Annotated in this window: 20 protein-coding genes; 16 read left to right on the top strand and 4 right to left on the bottom strand. The window is 66.8% G+C overall.

The features are described from left to right. Positions 1-95: 95 nt before the first annotated feature. The gene (ppk2, locus tag HQ314_RS08695) at positions 96-968 is read left to right on the top strand and encodes a polyphosphate kinase 2 (protein WP_222632634.1); all 873 of its coding nucleotides are present in this window, start codon (positions 96-98) and stop codon (positions 966-968) included. A gap of 1 nt (position 969) precedes the next feature. On the opposite strand, the gene HQ314_RS08690 is transcribed toward ppk2, so the two are convergent. Continuing rightward, positions 970-3033, bottom strand: a complete 2064-nt coding sequence (locus tag HQ314_RS08690; RefSeq protein WP_222649823.1) for a prolyl oligopeptidase family protein — start codon at positions 3031-3033, stop codon at positions 970-972. A 161-nt stretch (positions 3034-3194) separates the two neighbouring features. Here HQ314_RS08690 and HQ314_RS08685 point away from each other — a divergent pair, with 161 nt between their 5' ends. Genes HQ314_RS08685 through HQ314_RS08675 form a run of 3 tightly spaced genes read left to right on the top strand, consistent with a single transcriptional unit; the run spans position 3195 to position 5468 of the window. Beyond that, complete coding sequence (locus tag HQ314_RS08685) at positions 3195-3884, top strand: hypothetical protein (protein WP_155957054.1); 690 nt, start codon at positions 3195-3197, stop codon at positions 3882-3884. 10 nt (positions 3885-3894) lie between these two features. Further along, a complete protein-coding gene (locus HQ314_RS08680) occupies positions 3895-4512 on the top strand; it encodes a TMEM175 family protein (protein WP_222649822.1) in 618 nt (205 codons plus the stop codon). Further along, positions 4509-5468, top strand: coding sequence for a dipeptidase (locus HQ314_RS08675; protein ID WP_222649821.1), 960 nt, complete (start codon positions 4509-4511; stop codon positions 5466-5468). Before HQ314_RS08680 ends, HQ314_RS08675 begins: the two co-directional genes overlap by 4 nt. A gap of 21 nt (positions 5469-5489) precedes the next feature. Here the strand turns inward: HQ314_RS08675 and HQ314_RS08670 are convergent, their stop codons facing one another. Next, complete coding sequence (locus tag HQ314_RS08670) at positions 5490-5912, bottom strand: nitroreductase/quinone reductase family protein (RefSeq protein ID WP_222650072.1); 423 nt, start codon at positions 5910-5912, stop codon at positions 5490-5492. Positions 5913-6091: 179 nt separating this feature from the next. Here HQ314_RS08670 and HQ314_RS08665 point away from each other — a divergent pair, with 179 nt between their 5' ends. Both HQ314_RS08665 and lpdA read left to right on the top strand, forming a co-directional pair. Continuing rightward, the gene (locus HQ314_RS08665) at positions 6092-6940 is read left to right on the top strand and encodes an aldo/keto reductase (protein ID WP_222638048.1); all 849 of its coding nucleotides are present in this window, start codon (positions 6092-6094) and stop codon (positions 6938-6940) included. A gap of 98 nt (positions 6941-7038) precedes the next feature. Further along, positions 7039-8442 carry a dihydrolipoyl dehydrogenase gene (gene lpdA / locus HQ314_RS08660; RefSeq protein ID WP_027506300.1) on the top strand — a complete coding sequence of 468 codons (1404 nt, stop codon included), beginning with the start codon at positions 7039-7041 and terminating at the stop codon, positions 8440-8442. Between the two features lie 59 nt (positions 8443-8501). Here lpdA and HQ314_RS08655 read toward each other — a convergent pair whose 3' ends face one another. Next, positions 8502-9038, bottom strand: a complete 537-nt coding sequence (locus tag HQ314_RS08655) for a carboxymuconolactone decarboxylase family protein (RefSeq protein ID WP_374197824.1) — start codon at positions 9036-9038, stop codon at positions 8502-8504. A gap of 92 nt (positions 9039-9130) precedes the next feature. Between HQ314_RS08655 and HQ314_RS08650 the strand changes: the two genes are divergently transcribed. Beyond that, positions 9131-9364, top strand: coding sequence for a helix-turn-helix transcriptional regulator (locus HQ314_RS08650; protein WP_027506302.1), 234 nt, complete (start codon positions 9131-9133; stop codon positions 9362-9364). Then, positions 9361-9855 carry a hypothetical protein gene (locus HQ314_RS08645; protein WP_027506303.1) on the top strand — a complete coding sequence of 165 codons (495 nt, stop codon included), beginning with the start codon at positions 9361-9363 and terminating at the stop codon, positions 9853-9855. The genes HQ314_RS08650 and HQ314_RS08645 overlap by 4 nt, the downstream gene beginning before the upstream one ends. Before the next feature lies 1 nt (position 9856). On the opposite strand, the gene ramB is transcribed toward HQ314_RS08645, so the two are convergent. Further along, positions 9857-11269, bottom strand: a complete 1413-nt coding sequence (ramB, locus tag HQ314_RS08640) for an acetate metabolism transcriptional regulator RamB (protein WP_027506304.1) — start codon at positions 11267-11269, stop codon at positions 9857-9859. 176 nt (positions 11270-11445) lie between these two features. Here ramB and HQ314_RS08635 point away from each other — a divergent pair, with 176 nt between their 5' ends. The 8 genes from HQ314_RS08635 (at position 11446) to HQ314_RS08600 (ending at position 19356) form a co-directional block, all read left to right on the top strand. Beyond that, positions 11446-11808, top strand: coding sequence for a hypothetical protein (locus HQ314_RS08635; protein ID WP_037186125.1), 363 nt, complete (start codon positions 11446-11448; stop codon positions 11806-11808). 350 nt (positions 11809-12158) lie between these two features. Beyond that, the gene (gene aceA, locus HQ314_RS08630; RefSeq protein WP_027506305.1) at positions 12159-13448 is read left to right on the top strand and encodes an isocitrate lyase; all 1290 of its coding nucleotides are present in this window, start codon (positions 12159-12161) and stop codon (positions 13446-13448) included. Between the two features lie 162 nt (positions 13449-13610). Beyond that, positions 13611-14495 (top strand): 3-hydroxybutyryl-CoA dehydrogenase, encoded by an 885-nt coding sequence (locus HQ314_RS08625; protein WP_082544301.1) that lies wholly within the window; start codon positions 13611-13613, stop codon positions 14493-14495. A gap of 131 nt (positions 14496-14626) precedes the next feature. Next, entirely contained in the window at positions 14627-15430 is an 804-nt protein-coding gene (locus HQ314_RS08620) for an ABC transporter permease (protein WP_051613460.1), read from the top strand. A 4-nt stretch (positions 15431-15434) separates the two neighbouring features. After that, entirely contained in the window at positions 15435-16304 is an 870-nt protein-coding gene (locus HQ314_RS08615) for an ABC transporter permease (protein ID WP_056441517.1), read from the top strand. Between the two features lie 6 nt (positions 16305-16310). Beyond that, complete coding sequence (locus HQ314_RS08610; protein ID WP_056441520.1) at positions 16311-17357, top strand: MlaD family protein; 1047 nt, start codon at positions 16311-16313, stop codon at positions 17355-17357. Beyond that, entirely contained in the window at positions 17354-18379 is a 1026-nt protein-coding gene (locus HQ314_RS08605; RefSeq protein ID WP_235578873.1) for an MCE family protein, read from the top strand. The genes HQ314_RS08610 and HQ314_RS08605 overlap by 4 nt, the downstream gene beginning before the upstream one ends. After that, positions 18376-19356, top strand: a complete 981-nt coding sequence (locus HQ314_RS08600; RefSeq protein ID WP_222649820.1) for an MlaD family protein — start codon at positions 18376-18378, stop codon at positions 19354-19356. The genes HQ314_RS08605 and HQ314_RS08600 overlap by 4 nt, the downstream gene beginning before the upstream one ends.

Here is a 19356-nt window from a genome sequence, read left to right as displayed (position 1 = left end):
CCGCCTGTCACGGCATCTGCTGTTCACCCCGTGATCACCGTCCCGTCTCCGGCGGCTCGTAGGTTCCTGGCGTGACCGCTCTCGATGACTTCGCCCTGTCCCGGATCGTGGACCTCTCGGACACCTCGTCGTTCAGCGTGCGGGACGACGACGACGACCCCGTGTTGCTGACCGGTGACGGAGTCCCGGTGGACACCTGGCGCCAGGCGTACCCGTACGACGAACGGATGCCGCGCGCGGAATACGAAGGTACGAAACGTCTTCTGCAGATCGAGTTGCTGAAGCTGCAGATGTGGATCAAGGAGACCGGTGGCCGCCACGTCATCGTCTTCGAAGGTCGCGACGCCGCCGGCAAGGGCGGCACGATCAAGCGCTTCATGGAGCATCTCAACCCTCGCGGCGCGCGGGTGGTGGCACTCGAGAAGCCGTCGCCACGCGAGTCGACGGAGTGGTACTTCCAGAGGTACGTCACCCACCTACCGGCTGCCGGAGAGCTGGTCCTGTTCGACCGCTCCTGGTACAACCGGGCCGGCGTGGAACGTGTGATGGGATTCTGCAGCGACGAGCAGTATCACCGATTCCTCCACCAGGCACCGTTGTTCGAGCAGATGCTCGTCGACGACGGAGTGCAGCTGACCAAGTTCTGGTTCTCGGTGTCCCAGCTCGAACAGCGGACGCGCTTCGCCATCCGCCAGGTCGATCCGGTACGGCAGTGGAAGCTCTCGCCCATGGACCTTGCCTCCCTGGACAAGTGGGACGCGTACACGAGGGCCAAGGAGGACATGATCCGGTTCACCCACACCGATCACGCCCCCTGGACGACGGTGAAGAGCAACGACAAGAAACGCGCCCGCCTCGAGGCGATGCGCTTCGTGCTGAACAGCTTCGACTACTCGAACAAGGACCACGAGGTGGTGGGGCGCCCGGATCCGTCCATCGTCGGACTTGCGGAACCGGACACCGACTGACCTAGCGGGTACCGCCCCCGAGCGTCCGCCACAGGAACGTGTACGCCAGCGCGGACTTGAATGCGGCCTGCGCGTTGTCGGCCGCACCGCCGTGGCCGCCCTCGATGTTCTCGTAGTAGGAGACGTCGTACCCGTACTCCTCGAGGAGGGCGTCCATCTTGCGCGCGTGCCCGGGGTGCACACGGTCGTCCCTCGTCGACGTCGTGATGAGGATCGGCGGATACACACCGATCGAGTTCCCCGGCGGTGCGACGTTCTGGTACGGGCTGTACTCGGAGATGAAGGCCCACTCGTCGGGATCGTCGGGATCTCCGTACTCGGCCATCCACGACGCCCCGGCCAGCAGGCGGTGATACCGCTTCATGTCCAGGAGCGGCACCTGACACACGATGGCGCCGAACGACTCCGGGTACTTGGTGAGCATGATGCCCATGAGCAGGCCGCCGTTGCTGCCGCCCTGCGCGCCCAACTGGTCCGGGGTGGTGATGCCGCGCTCCACCAGATCGCTCGCGACCGCCGCGAAGTCCTCGTGCACCCTGTGTCGACCGGACTTCAGCACCTCGGTGTGCCACGACGGCCCGTACTCGCCGCCGCCGCGGATGTTCGCCACCACGTAGGTACCGCCCCGAGCCAGCCAGGCCGCGCCGACCACGCCGCTGTACGAGGGGGTGAGTGAGACCTCGAAACCGCCGTATCCGTAGAGGAGGGTGGGGCCTGCGGCCGTCGGACGGTCCTGCGTTCCGGGGTTCCGTACGACGAAGTAGGGCACGCGTGTGCCGTCGAGTGAGGTGGCGAAGTACTGCTCGACCGCGAGGCCCGTCGTGTCGAAGAACGCGGGAGCGGACTTCAGGACCTCGGGTTCGGTCCCGACGGTGCCCACCAGAAGAGTGGACGGAGTGAGGTGGCCGCTCGCGTCGAGGAAGTACTCGTCACCGCCGAACTCGGGGTCGGTGCCGATGACGGTGACGTCGACGGCGTCCGGGAGTCCCTGCAGGCGTTCGGAGGTGACCGTGTCGCCCAGCGTCACCACGTGCACGCTGGAACGGACGTCCTCGAGCAGCACCATCAGCAGATGGTTCTCGGTCCACGCGTACTGGTGCAGCGACGTGCGGGCGTCGGGAGCAAAGACGACGATCAGATCCCTTGCACCGGAGAGGAACTCGTCGATCTTCGCGGCCACCAGCGACCCTGCGGCGTACTCGGTGCCGTCGACGGTCCATGCGGTCGTCAGGCGAACGGTCAACCAGTTCTCGTGCAGGGACACCGAGGCATCGGTGGGCACGTCGAGGACCGTGGTCGATCCGTCGTCGTGAAGAATGGAGGTGACGGCATTGAAGAAGTCGGTGGCGCGCTGGACCAGGCTGCGCTCGAAGCCGGGCGTCGCATCGTGCGAGGCGGACACCGCGACGTCGGTCTGCTCACCCTCGTACACGACGGGAGCCTCTGCGAGAGGAGTTCCACGGAGCCACCGGTGTGCGCGCCGGGGGTACCCGGAATCGGTGAGCGACCCGGGTCCGAGATCCGTGCCGACGAAGACCGTGTCCGCGTCGATCCAGTCGATGTCCGTCTTGGCCTCGGGGACGACGAAGCCACCCTCGTCGGGTGCGACGAAGGAGCGGGACGTGAGCGAGTACTCGCGGATCACCGATGCGTCCGCGCCGCCGCGCGACAGGGAGATCAGCGCGCGGTCGAACGACGGACGGAGCACCTGCGCGCTCTTCCACACCCAGTTCTCGCCCTCGGCCTCGGCGAGAGCATCGAGATCGATGATGACGTCCCAGGCGGGACTGTCCTTCCGGTACTCCTCCATGGTGGTGCGCCGCCACAGCCCGCGGGGGTGCGACGCGTCCTTCCAGAAGTTGTAGAGGTGGTCGCCGCGCTTGCGCGCGTACGGGATGCGCGCGTCGGTGTCGAGAATGCTCCGGATGTCGGTCTCGAGCGTCCGGAACTCGTCGTTCGCGGTGAACTCGTCGACCGTGCGCTCGTTACGGGCACGCACCCACTCGAGGGCGGCGTCGCCGGTCACGTCTTCGAGCCACTCGTACTTGTCGGTCACACGCACCATTCTGCCCGTGGGGCGACACCGCCGCCGCGTGCGGAAACAGCGCGTTGAGGAATCGCAGTGGCATCAAAACAAGATCGCGGTATGTTTATGGGGTAGTATCACGCCACAAAGGACGAAATGAGTCCGTATTCGGTCGGGGAGACCATCACAGGGAGTGGATGATGACCGTGTCGATCCAGAGCGACGGCGTCGGAGCCGTGACGAACCACGATGTGGCGGGCCACGGTGTGACGGGTTCCAGGAGCCGTGTCCACGGCACCTCGGCTCGGGGAACCGACTACGCCGGCGTGCACGTCGTGTACCTCGGTCACCGATCGGCGGTGGTCACGGCAGCGATGCGCCTGATCCTGCCCGGCGCCGAGGTGACCTTCGTCGAGGCGGATCGTCTGCACGAGCTGTCCGTCGACGGTGAGGCGATCGTCCTGATGGACGGGTCGCACGACCCGGCCGACGTCCCCGCTCTCCTCGAGGCCGCGGCGCGCCGCAGTGTCGGCATGGTGGTGGGATCGCGCAGCACGACGGGTGGTCGAGACGGATCGTCCGCGCTGCGTCGCGTGGGCACGAGAGTGGCGAACGCGCTGATCCGGCACACCGCAGACCTGCCGCTGCGCGACGTCACCTCCAGCTTCCGCGTGTACACGGGCGACGCCTGGCGATCCATCGACGGCGCCGCGGCGCTGCGCGGAGGTCTCCTCCCGTCCCTCGTCACCTCCGCCCACGCCGTGCACCATCAGCGCTGGATCATTGCCGAGGTGCCGGTGAGCACGCGGCCGCTGTCGGGCACTGCGCGACCGAACGTCGGATCACTCCTGCGCACGGTCGTCGTTCTCGCGAGGCGCCGCCGGGCCTAGAGTCGTCCGGGTGACCGAACCCGACACCGAGGTGCGCTCTCAGCAGGGGCTGGACCGCATCGTGTTCTTCTCCGACGCGGTGGTGGCGATCGCCATCACGCTCGTCGTGCTCCCCCTCGTGGACAGTGCCCGCGACACCCCGGAGGGTGCGGGAGCGTTCCTGCGGGAGAACGGCTACGCACTCGTCGCCGCGGGCATCAGTTTCGCGGTCATCGCGGGGTTCTGGCGCGATCATCACGCGCTCTTCACTCGTGTCACGGGGTACGACGAGGTCGTCGTGCGGCTCAACCTCCTGTGGCTCGCCGGCATCGTGCTGATGCCCGTGGCGACCGTGCTGGAGGTCGCGGCTCCCCACGGGGACCCGTTGTCGGTGGGGCTGTACCTCGGGGTCATCGCCGTGACCATGATCGTGTCCCGTCTCCTCGCAGCACGCGTAAGCGCTGCGGGCTTCCTGCGTGGAGATCTGCGTCCCGGTGTGCGCGGCGCGGCGGTGCCCTGGGTTCCGGTCGCTCTGTTCCTGGTGGTCTCCGCGGTGGCGCTGCTCGTCCCGTCGGTGGGCCTCTACGCACTGCTCGCGATGCTGTTCGCCCCGTTGCTCTCTCGCGCGCTGGCCGGAGGTGCGCGGTGACAGCGCTGTGGGAACAGCACACCTGCCTGCCGCTGTACGCGGACACCGACATCACCGAACTGGCGCGGTACGAGGCGGGGAGCTACCTCTCCGTCAACGTCGGCTACTCGCCCCACACGAAGGCGTCGGCGACGGAGTTGGCCACGACGTGGAGTGCGCGGGCACTCGCGGACGGTCGCTTCCTTCCGGCGCGGAGCGTGGCCGACATCGACGAGGCCCGACGACGGGGACTGCGTGCCCTGGCCTTCGACCTCGAGGACTCCGCTCCTCTGGACGGCGACCTCGACAACGTGCGCTACTTCGTCGAACTGGGCGTGCGCTCGATGCTGCCCACCTACAACCATGCGAACGCCGCGGGATGCGGATGCCTCGACGCCGTCGACACGGGTCTCACCGCCCACGGACGCGACCTGATCCGGGCGATGAACGAGGCGGGCATGGCAGCGGACGGGTCGCACTGTTCCCGGCGGACGGGGCTCGACATCGCCGCGACGACGTCCCGGCCGATGATCTACAGTCATTCCAATTTTGCTGCGCTGTGGGAACATCCGCGGAACATCACCGACGAGCAGGCGCGTGCGTGCGCCGACACCGGCGGCGTGGTCGGCATCAACGGGGTGGGCATCTTCCTCGGCGTCAACGAACCCGAACGTCGCGCGGATCGGGTGCGCGCCATGGCCGACCACGTCGAGTACGGAGTCGACCTGGTCGGGATCGATCACATCGGTGTCGGCAGCGACTACTCCTTCGACCACGAGGACTTCAACGCCGAGTTGGCGCTCCACCCCGAGGCGTTCTCCGAGGAGTACACGAGATACGGGGCACTGCAGTGGGTTCCGCCCGAGGACACCCACACGCTCCCGGCCGTGCTCGCCGAGCGCGGCTGGGACGAGAGTGCGGTGGCGGCTGTGTTCGGCGGCAACTTCCGCCGCGTGGCCGACGCCGTGTGGACCTGACGCCGGCTGGATCCGACCCTGTCAGGCGGGCGTCAGGCGGAAGATCGGGAACTGTCGCCCCTCCGCCGTCGTCGTGTATTCGAGGAAGCCGGGGGACGCCGAGGTGAACTTCGCCCAGTGGGTCTCCCATTCGTCGTCGGGCACCTCGGTGACGTCGACGGCGATGGTGCGTACGGTCGCGTCGTCGCCGGGGACCTCCATGTCGATGCGTGGGTGAGCCCGGAGGTTGTGTACCCATGCGGGATCCTTCACCGCCCCCGCCGCGGAGCCCACCACCAACCAGGTGCCGTTCTCGGAGATCGCGAAGAGCGGGTTGAGCCGCACCTCGCCGCTGCGTGCACCGATCGAGTGCAGCACCACGAGGTTGTCGCCGAACCCGGCTGTCGCCACGTGTCCACCGTTGTCGCGGAACTCCGCGACGACCATCGAGTTGAAGTCGCTCATGGTGGTCATTCTGGTGTCCTCGTCGTCGCGACGACCATCGATCCGGAATAACGATTCGACACACCCGTTGCACCAGAGGAGCGGGGCGCCCGCGGGTGGCTTCACCGACCCCGTCCTGGGGTACTCCGCGCACACGAGCACGAACTCGGATCACGAACAACGAACAGGAGTTCACGCACATGAGCCACGTTCCTTCCCTCTCCCTCAACGACGGCCGGTCCATCCCCCAGCTGGGTTTCGGCGTCTTCCAGATCGAGCCGGAGAAGACCGCGGACGCTGTCCGTACCGCGATCGAGGTCGGCTACCGCCATCTCGACACCGCGCAGATGTACGGCAACGAGAAGGAGACCGGCCAGGGAGTGAAGGACTCGGGCGTCTCCCGTGACGACGTCTGGATCACCAGCAAGCTGAACAACGGCTTCCACCGCCCCGACGACGCCCGTCGCTCGTTCGACGAGACACTCGAGAAGTTGGGCACCGACTACATCGACCTGTTCCTCATCCACTGGCCGCTGCCGACGCAGTACGACGGTGACTACGTCTCCACCTGGAAGGTGCTCGAGGAGTTCACGAAGGACGGACGGGCGCGCAGCATCGGTGTCTCGAACTTCCAGGTGCCGCACCTCGAGAAGTTGGCGCAGGAGACCGAGACCGTCCCGTCGGTCAACCAGATCGAGGTCCACCCGTACTTCTCGAACTACCAGGTGCGCGCGTACGGCGCGGAGCACGGCATCGCCACCGAGGCGTGGTCACCCATCGCACAGGGCAAGGTTCTCGATGACCCCGAGCTCGAGCGCATCGCGAAGGACGTCGGCAAGACCACCGCGCAGGTCACCCTCCGCTGGCACATCCAGCGCGGCGACATCATCTTCCCGAAGTCGGTCACGCGCGAGCGCGTCGAGGCGAACTTCGACATCTTCGACTTCGAACTCGACGACCGTCAGATCGCCGACATCTCGGCGCTGGACAAGGGTGAGGACGGCCGCACCGGCCCGAACCCCGACACGTTCGACATGATCCCCGACTGAGTAGAGCCGCTGAAATAAAGACACGAAAGGTCCGGTTACCAGCCAGTAGCCGGACCTTTCGATGTGTGTCCGGATCGACGGGACTAAGGTGGACAACCGTGACCTCACACTATGACGTCGTCGTTCTCGGAGCCGGACCCGGTGGGTACGTCGCAGCCATCCGCGCGGCGCAGCTGGGCCTGAAAACCGCCATCATCGAGCAGAAGTACTGGGGCGGTGTCTGCCTCAACGTGGGCTGCATCCCGTCCAAGGCTCTGCTGCGCAACGCCGAACTGGCGCACCTGTTCACCAAGGAAGCCAAGCAGTTCGGCATCTCCGGTGACGTGTCGTTCGACTTCGGCGCTGCCTACGATCGCAGCCGCAAGGTCGCGGACGGTCGCGTCAAGGGCATCCACTTCCTGATGAAGAAGAACAAGATCGACCAGCTCGACGGCAAGGGGTCGTTCACCGACGCCAACACCATCGAGGTGGAGCTGACGAAGGGTGGCAGCGAGACCGTCACCTTCGACAACGCGATCATCTCCACCGGCAGCACCACGAAGCTGCTGCCGGGAACGTCGCTGAGCGAGAACGTCGTGACGTACGAGGAGCAGATCATGACGAAGGAGCTCCCGGGCTCCATCCTCATCGTCGGCGCGGGCGCCATCGGCATGGAGTTCGGGTACGTCCTGAAGAACTACGGCGTCGACGTCACCATCGTCGAGTTCCTCGATCGCGCGCTCCCGAACGAGGACGAGGACGTCTCCAAGGAGATCGCCAAGCAGTACAAGAAGCTCGGCGTGAAGATCATGACCGGCGCCGCGGTGCAGAGCATCGACGACGACGGCAGCAAGGTCACCGTCGCGATCAAGAACAACAAGAGCGGCGAGACCGAGACGGTCACCGTCGACAAGGTCATGCAGTCCGTCGGATTCGCTCCTCGCGTCGAGGGATTCGGGCTCGACAAGACGGGCGTCGAGGTCACCGATCGCGGGGCCATCGCCATCGACTCGGTCATGCGCACCAACGTGCCGCACATCTACGCGATCGGTGACGTGACGGCGAAGCTGCAGCTCGCCCACGTCGCCGAGGCACAGGGTGTCGTGGCGGCCGAGACCATCGGCGGCGCCGAGACGCTTCCCATCGACGATTACCGCTTCATGCCGCGCGCGACCTTCTGCCAGCCCCAGGTGGCCAGCTTCGGTCTCACCGAGCAGCAGGCCAAGGACGCCGGCCACGACATCAAGGTCGCGACGTTCCCCATGACGGCGAACGGCAAGGCACACGGACTCGGCGATCCCACCGGCTTCGTCAAGCTCATCGCCGACACGAAGCACGGCGAGCTGCTCGGCGGGCACCTCATCGGACCCGACGTCTCGGAGCTCCTCCCGGAGCTGACGCTCGCGCAGAAGTGGGATCTGACGGCCACCGAACTCGCGCGCAACGTGCACACGCACCCGACGCTGTCCGAGGCACTGCAGGAGGCCATCCACGGCCTCGCAGGGCACATGATCAACTTCTGATCTTCCGACGAGAACACCCCGGCCGCTCACGAGCGACCGGGGTGTTCTCGTCTGTGCAGCTACTGGTAGTCGCGGGGGATGCGCAGTGTCGTGATCGTGGTGGCGAGTCCGTCGTACTGGGTCACCAGCAGCACGAACTCGATGAGCGATCGGGACGACCAGACGGTCGTCAGCTCGGTCCACGTGGCGTCGGACAGATCGCGCGTCGACACCAGCTCGTCCACCGCCCGCAGGATCAGGGCGGTCCGACTGTCGAGACCCGGAGCGTCGGGACCGGCGGCGATGGCGTCGGCGAGGGCGTCGTCGATGCCGGCGCGCGCGCCCAGACGGAGGTGATGGTCCTGTTCGTACCGGCAGTCGCGGAGTGCGGCGACCCGCAGGATCACCGTCTCGGTGTCCTTGCGGGTCAACCCACCGAACGGCATCAGGCGGCCGCTGTAGAACAGCCAGGCGCGGAACAGGCCGCCCGTCTGTCCCAGAGTGGAGAACAGGTGCATGTCGCCGGTGCGGGTGACCGCCCCGGCCAGTCGGGCGATGCCCCAGTTGACGGGACGCAGCGAGCGGAGGGTGGCCGGAGGGGTGCGGTGTCCTGTCACGTCGCTGAGGCTAACACCCGAGTCGTCCGCCTCTCGGTGATCTGATGTCAAGAAGTCTTGACACCTAATGACAAGTGGAGTTGACTCGGATCATGGTCGTGACGAACCGGGTGCGGGAGTTCCGTAAGTCGTCGCGCCTGACCCAGGCGGAACTGGGGCGGGCGTGCGGAGTGAGCCGGCAGTCGATCGTCTCGGTCGAGGGTGGCGACTATTCGCCCAGCGTGTACCTGGCCCTGAAGCTGGCGGGAGCGCTCGACTCGACGGTCGAGGATCTCTTCCCGCTCACCCCCGATGATCGGCTCGAACCTGAGGAGGAATCGACATGAGCATCTTCACCTCGTCAATGCGAATGGTCGGCGATCTGGACAGCGAGTTCTATGACGACGAGCGTCAGAGAGACGTGTGGAACGAGGCAGCCGCCGTGGGTCTGCAATTGCACATCTTCGGCGGGCTGATCGCCGCCGCCGTCCTCCCATGGGTTGCCGGTCCGACAGGTGCGTGGATCGCGTTGGGCATCATCGTCTTCGGTGCGGTCGTGAACTACGCGACCATCGGGTACGCCAAGTCCAAGAACGTCGACCTGTTCGCAGAGTCGCGGTGGTTCACGGCGCGTGCCAACGTGACTGCCGCGTTGATGCTCGTCGCATTCGTCGGCATCGGCGTGACGCTCGCTCCCGACAAGTACCTGCCGAGCCGCGCGGGAGCCGACACGTGGGCGGGCCTGGTGGTCGGGGGGATCGTCGGCGGCGGAGCGGTGGCGCTGATGATCCGGCGCAGCCGCCGTCGCAAGCAGCAGTTCGAGACCGAAGAGGACTGAGTCAGCGAATGGTGTACGGCGACACCGAGCTTCGATGTTCGTCGATGTCGAGTTCCTTACCCAGCGGCGGGAACGCACGCTGCGGGCAGTGGGCACGCTCGCACACGCGGCATCCGGCGCCGATCGGCGTCGCCACGGAGGATCCGTCCAACTCCAGGCCGTCGGCGTAGACCAACCGATTTCCGTGACGCACTTCGCATCCCAGACCGATGGCGAAGGTCTTGCCGGGTTCGCCGTAGCGCGCCGCTCGCCGCTCCACCGTGCGCGCGATCCACAGGTAGCGCCGACCGTCGGGCATCTCGGCGATCTGGGTCATGATCTTGCCCGGGTAGGCGAACGTCTCGTACACGTTCCACAGCGGGCACGTGCCGCCGCTCGACGAGAAGTGGAACCCGGTGGCCGACTGGCGTTTGGACATGTTGCCGGCACGGTCGACCCGGACGAACGAGAACGGGACCCCGCGGAGCGACGGCCGCTGCAGCGTCGAGAGCCGGTGACAGATGGTCTCGTAACTCACCGCGTAGTAGGCGGAGAGTCGTTCGATGTCGTACCGGAAATCCTCCGCCACCTCGTGGAAGCGCGCGTACGGAAGCACGGTCGCCGCGGCGAAGTAGTTGGCGAAGCCGAGTCGTGCGAGTGCCCGCGACTCCGCGCCGGTGAAGCCCCCGTCCTCGACCATGCTGCGGATCAGGTCGCCGTTCTCCAGGTACGCGAGTTCGGCCGCGAAGCGGAACACCTTCTGGCCGGCCGACAGTCGCGGGGAGATCTCGAGAACACGGGTCCGTGCGTCGAAGCGGTGCAGGACGTTCTCGCCCAGGTCGATGCGCTCGATGACCTGGACGTCGTACAGATTGCGGAGCCGTTTGGCTATCTCGGCCGCGACGTCCGCCCGGTGGAAACGCAATCGGTTCGCCAGGTCCTCGGCCGCACGATCGAGTGCGTCGAGGTAGTTCTGGCGTTGGTAGAAGTAGTCGCGGACCTCCTCGTGCGGTTTCGAGATGGATCCGCTGCCGCTGCCGTCGGCGAAGCGGTCCTCGGTCGCCGCCGCGAGTTGGGCGGTGGTGTTGCGGTACCGGCGATGCATGGTGACCATCGCTCGCGCCATCGCCGGGTGGTCGGCCACGAGTTCGGCCAGCTCGTCGATGTCCGCGTCGACTCCGACGTCCTGGTCCAGGGTCACCTCGCGGAGTTCGGCGACGAGCCTCGTGTCGTCCTGGGTGGAGAAGAACGTGGTGTCGACTCCGAACACTGCGGTGATGCGCGTCAACACCGCTGACGACAGCGGTCGGACGTCGTGCTCGATCTGGTTGAGGTAGCTGGCCGAGATCGCGAGCTGCTTGGCGAGCGCCGCTTGGCTCAACCCTCGCTCGACCCTCAGTTGGCGAAGCCGGCCGCCGACGTAGGTCCGTGCCATGCGGACAGTCTAGGACGCCCCCGGCATTACCCCGTCTTTGCCAGGTCCTTGCAGGTGAGACGGGTTTCAGGTCTGGTCTGTCACACACGGGCGCGCCGGGGAAGACGGGCGCACACTGGGCGTTGCAGGGGGCAGATGTGCAGTGCACGTGAGAGACGACTGTGAGGAGAAGCGAGATGGCCCACTCGGTACGACAGGAAATCGCCCGCGACGCGGTGGTGCTGGTGGCAGGCACCGTTCTGGTGTTGTCGACGCTCTGGCTCCCGGTGCCCCACCGCAGCGAGGTGGCCGGCGCCATCCTCGTGCTGGGTCTGCTGGCGGCATTCTCGGCGCTGTGGGCCATGGGCAGTGCATCGCGCTCGAGCCATTGGGCCCACGTCGTACTCGGTGTCGTGCTGGCGACGTCACCCGTCGTCCTCGCATTCCCCGCCGGTGCGAGCACGGCGGACTACTACGCGCTCGTCGGCGGCGTCGTGATCGCGGCGATGGGTGTCCTGGGAGTGCTGACCGAGCGTCGTCGGGTCGCCGCGACAGCCTGACGCACCAGAAAACAGTACGAACGTACGGTGACGGTGGTCACAGCCGGCCGCGGGCGACGCCGGGAGTGAGCGTGTCGCACGGCGATCTCGTCGGTGTTCGGCATTGCGTGCATTTCGTTCCCGAACTGCGGTTATCAGGTTACTGACGGGTACGGAGCCGCCACGACACTCGCGATGTTCTTCGCAATATTCGCAGAACGCGCGTACTGCTTAGCGTAGATTTACAGTCTCAGCAGGTAGACACCACTTTTTCTCTGTGCCATCGTGGGGTCGTACATCCGATATGCCTGGCAAGCCTGCGAAGCACGAGCACGCTGCCGACGCAGACGCAACAGAGACGGAGCTTTTCGATGTCGACCACCGGCACACCGAAGACCACGGAAGAGATCCAGAAGGACTGGGACACCAATCCCCGCTGGAAGGGCGTCACCCGCAACTTCACCGCACAGCAGGTGTCCGACCTGCAGGGCAGCGTCGTGGAGGAAGCCACGCTCGCGCGTCGCGGCTCGGAGATCCTCTGGGATCTCGTGAACAACGAGGACTACATCAACTCGCTGGGCGCCCTCACCGGCAACCAGGCCGTGCAGCAGGTGCGCGCCGGCCTCCAGGCCATCTACCTCTCCGGCTGGCAGGTCGCCGGTGATGCCAACCTCTCCGGCCACACCTACCCGGACCAGAGCCTCTACCCGGCCAACTCGGTTCCGAGCGTCGTGCGCCGCATCAACAACGCTCTTCTGCGCGCCGACGAGATCGCCAAGGTCGAGGGTGACTCGTCCGTGAAGAACTGGCTCGCGCCCGTCGTCGCGGACGCCGAGGCCGGCTTCGGTGGCGCGCTCAACGCCTACGAGCTGCAGAAGGCCATGATCGCGGCCGGCGCCGCAGGCGTGCACTGGGAGGACCAGCTCGCCTCGGAGAAGAAGTGCGGCCACCTCGGTGGCAAGGTGCTCATCCCCACCCAGCAGCACATCCGCACCCTGACCTCCGCGCGTCTCGCGTCGGACGTGGCCGACGTGCCGTCCGTCATCATCGCCCGCACCGACGCCGAGGCAGCCACGCTGATCACCTCGGACGTCGACGAGCGCGACCAGGAGTTCCTGGACGGAACCCGCACCGCCGAGGGCTTCTTCGGCGTGAAGAACGGCATCGAGCCCTGCATCGCCCGTGCGAAGGCCTACGCCCCGTACGCCGACCTCATCTGGATGGAGACCGGCGTGCCGGATCTCGAGGTCGCCAAGAAGTTCTCCGAGTCGGTCCGCAGCGAGTTCCCCGACCAGCTGCTCGCCTACAACTGCTCGCCCTCCTTCAACTGGAAGGCGCACCTGGACGACGCGACCATCGCGAAGTTCCAGAAGGAGCTCGGCGCGATGGGCTTCAAGTTCCAGTTCATCACCCTCGCCGGCTTCCACTCGCTCAACTACGGCATGTTCGATCTGGCGCACGGCTACGCCCGCGAGGGCATGACGGCGTTCGTCGACCTGCAGGAGCGCGAGTTCAAGGCAGCCGAGGAGCGGGGCTTCACCGCCATCAAGCACCAGCGTGAGGTCGGCGCCGGCTACTTCGACCGCATCGCCACCACCGTCGACCCCAACACGTCGACCGCAGCCCTGAAGGGCTCCACCGAAGAGGGCCAGTTCCACTGATCCGCCACTCCGAGGTTTCAGCGCACTAGTCAGGCGGCTCGCGACATTCGTTGCGGGCCGCCTGTCTCGTATCGGCCCGGCTTCGCCCGTGCCCCAGCAGAGTTACCCCCGTCTCACCCTCTCGCGTTGTCGCGCAGGGAGTCCCATTTCGAAGGAGTTTTCGTGGCCGTGGACAAGATCGAACGTGTCGGGATCGTCGGCGCCGGACAGATGGGGGCCGGAATCGCCGAGGTGTGCGCACGCGCCCACGTCGACGTGATCGTGTTCGAGCAGACACGGGAACTGGCTGCCGCGGGCAAGGCGCGCATCCTGAAGTCGCTCGACCGCGGCGTCAGCAGCGGCAAGATCACCGAGCGCGAACGTGAGCAGGCCGCCGCACGGTTGACCTTCACGTCCCAGCTGTCCGACTTCGCCGATCGCGAGATCGTCGTCGAGGCCGTGCTCGAGGACGAGGGGATCAAGACGGCCCTCTTCGTCGAGCTCGACAGGGTGGTCACGGATCCCGACGCGGTGCTCGCCTCCAACACCTCGTCGATCCCGATCATGAAGCTCGGCGTGGCCACGACCCGCCCCGAGCGGGTCATCGGCATGCACTTCTTCAACCCGGTGCCGGTTCTGCCTCTCGTGGAACTCATCTCGTCGCTGAAGACGTCCGATGCCGTCCTGGCACGCGCGGAACGTTTCGCGGCGGACGTCCTCGGCAAGCAGGTCGTCCGCGCGGCGGACAGGTCCGGCTTCGTCGTCAACGCTCTGCTGGTGCCGTACCTCCTCTCGGCGATCCGCATGGTCGAGTCGGGCTTCGCCACGCGCGACGACATCGACAAGGCCACGGTGCTGGGCCTCGCGCATCCCATGGGCCCGCTCGCACTGTCGGACCTCATCGGGCTCGACACCGTGAAGTCGATCGCCGACTCGATGTACGCCGAGTACAAGGAACCGCTGTACGCGCCGCCGCCTCTCCTGCTCCGCATGGTCGAGGCCGGCCTGCTGGGCAAGAAGACCAGTGCCGGGTTCTACGAGTACGTCAACGGTCGCATCGCGACCTAGTCCGGGGCCCGATGTTTGTCAGGCGTCACTGAACTCCCGAGAAACCGACTCGATCCCCGTTCTGCCGCGCTAGTTTTCAGCGCGGCGCACCACCTGCGTCCGACTGACTCGAGACGTACGGGGGGATCGACATGGCGCGCAGCATGCCGCTCGTCTCCCGCGTCACCACCGGCACCCGCACGCTGGGTCGTTTCGCCGACCTCGTGGTCGCTGCGTTCGGCCACCTGGTGCGGGACCTGGTGGGCCTGCGCTTCGCCTGGCGCGAGTTCCTCGACCAGGCGTGGTTCATGGTCACGGTCACCGTGCTTCCCGCCGTTCTCGTCTCGGTGCCGTTCGGCGTCATCGTCTCGGTCCAGGTGGGCAGCCTGACCAATCAGATCGGTGCCACGTCCATCGCGGGCGCCGCGGGCGGCCTCGGAGTCATCCGCCAGGGAGCGCCCATCGTGACCGCGCTGTTGCTGGGCGGCGCAGCAGGATCCGCGATCGCGGCCGATCTCGGTGCCCGCACGGTGCGCGAGGAGATCGACGCGATGCGCGTCATGGGCATCGACCCGGTGCGTCGGCTCGCGACTCCCCGGCTCGCCGCCATGCTCGTCGTCGCACCGCTGCTGTGCTCGCTGGTCATCTTCATGGGTCTGGTGTCCGGGTACGTCGTCAACGTCGGGTTCCAGGGCGGTACGCCGGGCAGCTACCTGTCCTCCTTCGCGTCCTTCGCCTCGACCACCGATCTGGTCGTCGCGATGGTGAAGGCCGAGATCTTCGGCATCATCGTGGTTCTCGTCGCGTGCCAGCGCGGATTCGAGGCCACGTCGGGCCCTCGCGGTGTCGCGAACGCGGTGAACGCCTCGGTCGTCGTCGGTGTGCTGTCGGCCTTCATCGTCAACGTCCTCGCCACCCAGTTGGTGTCGATGTTCCTTCCGCAGCGGCTCGGGTGACGCCATGACCGTCGCCCGCTACACCCCGCCCGGCACCGCGCCGCTCGTCCGCGGCGGCAAGCGCATCGCTCGCGTACCGCTCGGGCTGGTCGAGCACCTCGGGCATCAGCTCACCTTCGTGTGGCAGGTGCTCGTCGCGATCCCGCACACCCTGCGTGCCTACCGGCGCCAGACCATGATCGTGCTCACCGACATCACCTGGGGCAGCGGTAATCTCGTGGTCGGCGGCGGTACCGTCTCGGTGCTGGTCATCCTCGGCGTGGCCGTGGGGTCGTCCATCGGGATCGAGGGTTACAACGCCCTGAATCTCGTCGGCATGGGTCCTCTCACGGGCTTCATCTCGGCCTACGCCAGCACGCGGGAACTCGCCCCGATGATCGCCGCGATCGGGTTCGCCTCCCAGGCGGGATGCCGCATGACGGCGGAGATCGGTGCGATGCGCATCTCCGAGGAGATCGACGCGCTCGAGGTGGTGGGGATCCGCTCGATCCCGTTCGTCGTCACCACGCGCGTCATCGCCGGCGTGGTCACGATCATCCCGCTGTACCTGCTCACGCTGATCCTGAGCTACGTCTCGTGTGCGTTCATCGTCGCCGCGTTCGGCGATCAGTCGTCGGGGACGTACGACCACTACTTCTCGGCGTTCCTGCAGCCGTCGGATTTGCTGTACTCGCTGCTCAAGGCCACCATCTTCGTCGGCGCCGTCATCATGATCCACGGCTACCAGGGCTACTACGCGACGGGCGGACCCGAGGGTGTCGGCCGTGCGTCTGGCCGCGCGATCCGCGCGTCGCTCATCGTCATCGTCGTCCTCGACATGATCCTCACCGTGGTCATCTGGGGAGTCGACGTCGGCATCAGGATCTCGGGGTAGGGGATCATGGCAGTCTTCGACGATCTGTCCCGCAGATCCGCGGGCCCTCGCTCGCTCCGGGTACGTGGCCTCGTGGTGGCCGTCGTGCTCGTGGTCCTCGGCGTGGTGCTCGGCAAGTACGCCACCGGTGACTTCGAGTCCCGTTTCGATCTCACGATCGACAGCACCGCCGTCGGTGACGGCCTCGCGGTCGGGTCGGACATCAAGTACCGCGGACTCCCCATAGGCCGTGTCGACGAGATCGAGCCGCTCGGGTTCGGATCGCAGCGAGTGCACGCCCACATCGAGCCGGCCGTCGCCTCGGTCCTGACCGACGACGTCACCGCGCGGTTCTCCTCCGCGACGGTCTTCGGAGCGACGGTCATCGAATTGTACTCGGAGGGAGAGGGATCCCCGCTGCGCGAGGACACCGTCCTGGCGCTGGGCGACGACACCGAGACGGCGACGGTCACCGGCGTCTTCCGCCGACTCGCCGATCTGACCGACGTGCTGGACGCGGACAACACCGAGCGGGTGCTCGACCTGGCGTCGCGCGTGTCGTCGGAGTTCGGCGACAGCCTGAAGCCCTTCTTCGACACCGCGCAGATGATGGCCGAGACCCAGCGTGCGCCGCTCGCCTGGAAGCTGCACCGCGGTGGTGAGTTGGCGGACGGGCTGGGCGCCTCCATCGGACCGGTCACCGACGTGATCGACCAGGTCGTCACCAGCAGTGAGTACTTCGAGAATCCGGAGAACAGTGCGCGGGCGATCAAGGCCATGTCCGGACTCGGATCCGGCCTCTCGATCCCACTGGGAGATCTGTTGCGCGACAACGGTCCGTACCTCCGCCCGCTGCTCGACACCCTGCTGGACGTGTTGCTGCCGGTGGCGCTCTCGGCGGGAACGCTCGCGCCGGCATACCAGCGTGTGCCCGACGTGATCTCCGGCGTCGAGGACGCTTTCCCGAACGTCGACGGCCGGACCCAGCTGCAACTTCAGGTGATCGTGAAGAACATGCCCGCCATGGCCGGTCCGGCGGAAGCCTTCGCGGCGCGACTGGGTGGTGTGCTGTGACGCGCTCGTCGGTGGTGGGGACGCCGGTGGCGACCCTGGTGAAGCTCGGTGCGTTCGCGCTCGTGGCCGTGTTGTGTCTCGTCCTCGTGGGCGGCGCGCTGAACAACGGCGGCGGCGACGACCGGTCGACGTTCGACGCGCGTTTCGACGACGTCTCCGGTCTCTACGCCGGTGACGACGTCCGCCTCTCGGGCGTGCTCGTGGGGTCGGTGAACGACATCGAACTCGACGGGAACCGGGCCAGGGTGTCCTTCGAGGTCGACTCCGACCGGCCGGTGCTCACGACCACGAAAGCTGCTGTGCGCTACCAGAACCTGCTGGGTCAGCGGTATCTCGAGCTCATCAGCACCGACGACTCGGGATCCGAGTTGGCACCGGGGTCCTCGCTGGCGGACGACATGACCGTGCCGTCGTTCGACATCACGACGCTCTTCGACGGGTTCCAGCCCATCTTCGAGACCATCGACACCGACCAGGTGAACCGGTTCGCGCAGAACGTACTCGATCTCGTGCAGGGCGACGGGTCGGGCCTCGGGCCGGTCCTGCGCGACCTGGACGGGCTGACCACCTATGCCTCGCAGCGCGAGGACCTCATCGTGCTCCTCATCCGCAACCTGGGCGCCATCTCCGGTGTGGTGGCCGAGCGCTCGGAGCAACTGGGTCGACTGTTCGCCGAACTCGACCGCGTGGTGTCGACGTTCGCCGACAGGGCCGACACCCTGCTCTCGTCCGTCGACGACATCAATTCCGGTCAGGGACCGTTCATCTCGATCGGAGAGCAGTTGCGCGACACCTACGACTCCGAGTATGGCCCGGTGGATTCGGCGTTCAGGCGGCTCGTACCGGGAGCTCAGCAACTGGTGGACCTGCTCGCGATGGTGCCCAGTCTGCTGCGCGGTGTCGGCCAGACGGTGCGCAACGCCCCCGAGGGGCAGGTCTCCGCGTGCTCGGCCGGCGACACCGAGATTCCCGGCATCGGCTCGGTCGTGCTCGGAACCCAGCGCCTGGTGGTGTGCCGATGAGCTCCGTGCGTCAGGGAAGCCAGACCGTCTGGGGAATCGTGGGCGTGCTCGCGCTCGTCGTCGCCGTGGTGGCCGCCGTCGTCGTGTACTCGCTTCCCATCGGGCATCGCACGTACACAGCGGCATTCGAGACGACCGGCGGAGCGCACGCCGGGGACGACGTCCGCATCGCCGGTATCTCGGTGGGATCGGTGACGTCGATGAAGCTGGACGGCGACCACGTCGAGGTGGCCTTCGAGGTGGACGAGAACGTCGAACTGGGCGACGCGACGTCGCTCGGGGTGCGCCTGCTGACGCCGGTGGGGGGCCACTACTTCTCGCTGACTCCCGGCGGTACCGGAGAGCTGCAGGACGGGGAGATCCCGCTCGAGCACACCCGCGTGCCGTTCTCGCTGTCCGACACGGTCGAGGCGGCGACGCCGATCCTCCGAGATCTGGACGGAACGTCGTTGCGGCAGAACATCGCCGAGATCGATCGGGCCGTGCAGGCTCAGCCGGAGTCGATCCGTGACATCACCACGACCCTGACGTCCATGACCGGTGCGATCGCCGATCGCCAGGACGATCTCGACCGGAGCCTCGACGTGGCCGACGAGTACATCGGCGAACTGGCGACCGATCGCGAGATCCTGCTGGGGCTGCTGAAGCAGATCGGCATCATCACTTCCAAGCTGGGCGCGAAGCGCGCCGACGTCGCCGCGGCCGCCGACAAGCTCTACCGGCTGTTCTCGCTCCTGCACCGACCGATCATGGCGCTCGACGAGGGGCTCGGCCCCACGATCGACGAGGTCGAGAATCTCGTGGCCTCGCTGAAGGAGCGCACGGGGTCCATCGACGACGCGATCTCCGCGGGCCGCGAGTTCTCCGAGTCCATGGCCGGCCTTCTCGACACCGGCGCCGGGCCCGTCATCGACCGCAGTGCCGCCGTCGTCACCGGATCGACGCTGTGTGTCCCGGTTCCCGGAAAGGTGTGCTGA

The sequence above is a fragment of the Rhodococcus sp. BP-332 genome (assembly GCF_019836065.1).
Taxonomy (GTDB): Bacteria; Actinomycetota; Actinomycetes; order Mycobacteriales; family Mycobacteriaceae; genus Rhodococcoides.
This window is presented reverse-complemented; position numbering and strand designations above follow the sequence as displayed.

Excerpts from the sequence above, each read along its gene's own strand:
- HQ314_RS08690 (WP_222649823.1), bottom strand. The coding sequence starts at position 3,033 with ATGGTGCGTGTGACCGACAAGTACGAGTGGCTCGAAGACGTGACCGGC.
- HQ314_RS08685 (WP_155957054.1), top strand. The coding sequence starts at position 3,195 with ATGACCGTGTCGATCCAGAGCGACGGCGTCGGAGCCGTGACGAACCAC.
- HQ314_RS08670 (WP_222650072.1), bottom strand. The coding sequence starts at position 5,912 with ATGAGCGACTTCAACTCGATGGTCGTCGCGGAGTTCCGCGACAACGGT.
- HQ314_RS08665 (WP_222638048.1), top strand. The coding sequence starts at position 6,092 with ATGAGCCACGTTCCTTCCCTCTCCCTCAACGACGGCCGGTCCATCCCC.
- HQ314_RS08650 (WP_027506302.1), top strand. The coding sequence starts at position 9,131 with ATGGTCGTGACGAACCGGGTGCGGGAGTTCCGTAAGTCGTCGCGCCTG.
- HQ314_RS08645 (WP_027506303.1), top strand. The coding sequence starts at position 9,361 with ATGAGCATCTTCACCTCGTCAATGCGAATGGTCGGCGATCTGGACAGC.
- ramB (WP_027506304.1), bottom strand. The coding sequence starts at position 11,269 with ATGGCACGGACCTACGTCGGCGGCCGGCTTCGCCAACTGAGGGTCGAG.
- HQ314_RS08635 (WP_037186125.1), top strand. The coding sequence starts at position 11,446 with ATGGCCCACTCGGTACGACAGGAAATCGCCCGCGACGCGGTGGTGCTG.
- aceA (WP_027506305.1), top strand. The coding sequence starts at position 12,159 with ATGTCGACCACCGGCACACCGAAGACCACGGAAGAGATCCAGAAGGAC.
- HQ314_RS08620 (WP_051613460.1), top strand. The coding sequence starts at position 14,627 with ATGGCGCGCAGCATGCCGCTCGTCTCCCGCGTCACCACCGGCACCCGC.
- HQ314_RS08615 (WP_056441517.1), top strand. The coding sequence starts at position 15,435 with ATGACCGTCGCCCGCTACACCCCGCCCGGCACCGCGCCGCTCGTCCGC.
- HQ314_RS08610 (WP_056441520.1), top strand. The coding sequence starts at position 16,311 with ATGGCAGTCTTCGACGATCTGTCCCGCAGATCCGCGGGCCCTCGCTCG.
- HQ314_RS08600 (WP_222649820.1), top strand. The coding sequence starts at position 18,376 with ATGAGCTCCGTGCGTCAGGGAAGCCAGACCGTCTGGGGAATCGTGGGC.